This is a genomic window from Gemmobacter lutimaris, assembly GCF_003570715.1.
GTDB lineage: Bacteria > Pseudomonadota > Alphaproteobacteria > Rhodobacterales > Rhodobacteraceae > Gemmobacter > Gemmobacter lutimaris.
In genome coordinates, this window is sequence record NZ_QXXQ01000054.1 from 1 (window position 1) to 826 (window position 826).

The following is an 826-nucleotide window of genomic DNA, read 5'->3' on the forward strand; positions in this document are numbered from 1 at the left end:
CACATAGACGAACCCTCGCCAGGTAGCGACGTAGGTGAAATCGCTGACCCAGAGCATGTTCGGCGCTGGAACCCTGAACTGCCGGTTCACCTTGTCCAGCGGGCACGGAGCCTTCTTGTCGGGGATGGTCGTCTTGTGTGGCTTGCCCCGGATGATGCCCTGAATGCCCATCCCCTTCATAAGCCGGGCCACCGTGCAACGGGCGACCGCGAAGCCTTCCCGATCCAGCTGACGCCAGATCTTGCGCACCCCATAGACACGCCAGTTCGCCTCGAACACGCGCTCAATCTCGGGCCGCAGCGCCGCGTCCCGCCGGGCACGATCCGACAACCGGGCCGGATCGGCACGCTTCGCCAGGTGATCATAATAGGTGGATGGGGCGATCGGCAGAACCTTGCAGATCGGCTCGACCCCATGCGCCTCCCGATGATCGTCAATGAACCCGACCATCACTTCGACCGGCGGTCGAGCTCCGCCATCGCAAAATATGCGCTCGCTTTACGCAGGATCTCGTTGGCTTGGCGCAGTTCACGGTTCTCCCGCTCCAAGGCCTTCATCTTCTCTGTCATGTCGGTCGGGATGCCCGCACGCTTGCCGCTATTGACCTCGGCCTTCTTGACCCACTCGTTCAGGGTCTGCGGCGCACAGCCAATCTTCGCGGAAATCGACATGACTGACTGCCAGCGCGATCCATGCTGACCCTCATTGTCCAGAACCAAGCGCACTGCACGCTCGCGCACTTCGGGAGAAAACTTGTTCGTGGTCTTGCTCATGATGCTCCATCCTACTCAGAAGTTGGAGCCTCCGGCAAACCCGGCGCGGTTCA

1 pseudogene and 1 other annotated feature are annotated in these 826 nt (G+C 61.4%); the pseudogene reads right to left on the bottom strand.

The window, feature by feature from the left end:
- Positions 1 to 773, bottom strand: a pseudogene (locus D2N39_RS22425) (IS3 family transposase); the annotation flags it as partial.
- Positions 376 to 492, bottom strand: a sequence feature (AL1L pseudoknot). Its footprint overlaps the pseudogene before it by 117 nt.
- Positions 774 to 826: the final 53 nt, after the last annotated feature.